We start from the raw sequence: 1,153 nt of genomic DNA on the forward strand, positions 1-1,153 counted from the left end.
CCGGCGGCCCAACCCTTGTGGAGGGAGTCGTCGAAGGTGGGACTGGCGATTGGGACGAAGTCGTAACAAGGTAGCCGTACCGGAAGGTGCGGCTGGATCACCTCCTTTCTAAGGAGTCTCACCGTGTGGTGGGCGTCCCCGAGTTTTCGGGGTCCTTTCACTGATACGCCTCTGGATGGCATTCGCTGTTGTGGCAGTGGGTGTGGGGGCGCTGGGTGGAACACAATTCTGCTGCGGGAACACGTTTCGAGGCTTGGCACACTGTTGGGTCCTGAGGAGACACCTGGGTGGGTGTGTTCTTCGGCCGCGTCCGGTCTGGTTCATCTAACGCTCGAGGTGTTCGGGTGGTGGTGTGACGGTGGGTCGGGGTGTGGTTGTGTGTTGAGTGTTGCATAGTGGATGCGAGCATCTTGTTGTGGTCAAGTGTGTAAGGGCACATGGTGGATGCCTGGGCATCAGGAGCCGATGAAGGACGTGGGAGGCCGCGATAGTCCTCGGGGAGTTGTCAACCGAGCTGTGATCCGAGGGTGTCCGAATGGGGAAACCCAGCGCCCGTCATGGGGCGTTACCGTGCGATGAATTCATAGTCGTGCGGGGGGAACGTGGGGAAGTGAAACATCTCAGTACCCACAGGAAGAGAAAACAACCGTGATTCCGTGAGTAGTGGCGAGCGAAAGCGGAGGAGGCTAAACCGTGTTCGTGTGAGACCCGGCAGGGGTTGCGGATGCGGTGTCGTGGGTTGTGGTCGTCGTGGTTCTGCCGGACCGCGGATTGTGTTGTTGTGTGTTAGTGGAAGACTTCTGGAAAGGGTCGCCGTAGTGGGTGAGAGCCCCGTACGCGAAAACGCGCAGCGCATGATGGACTGTATACCCGAGTAGCAGCGAGCTCGTGGAATTTGCTGTGAATTTGGCGGGACCACCCGTTAAGCCTAAATACTTCCTGGTGACCGATAGCGGACGAGTACCGTGAGGGAAAGGTGAAAAGTACCCCGGGAGGGGAGTGAAATAGTACCTGAAACCGTGTGCCTACAAGCCGTCAGAGCCTTTTACGGGGTGATGGCGTGCCTTTTGAAGAATGAGCCTGCGAGTTATGCTTCGTGGCGAGGTTAACCCGTGTGGGGTAGCCGTAGCGAAAGCGAGTCTGAATAGGGCGT

2 rRNA genes are annotated in these 1,153 nt (G+C 58.1%); both read left to right on the forward strand.

What is annotated here, in order from left to right:
* A 16S ribosomal RNA gene (locus LWC35_RS38775) occupies positions 1-108 on the forward strand; the annotation flags it as partial.
* 309 nt (positions 109-417) lie between these two features.
* Positions 418-1,153: ribosomal RNA gene (locus LWC35_RS38780) — 23S ribosomal RNA — on the forward strand; the annotation flags it as partial.

The organism is Pseudonocardia kujensis (assembly GCF_021283305.1).
GTDB lineage: Bacteria > Actinomycetota > Actinomycetes > Mycobacteriales > Pseudonocardiaceae > Pseudonocardia > Pseudonocardia kujensis.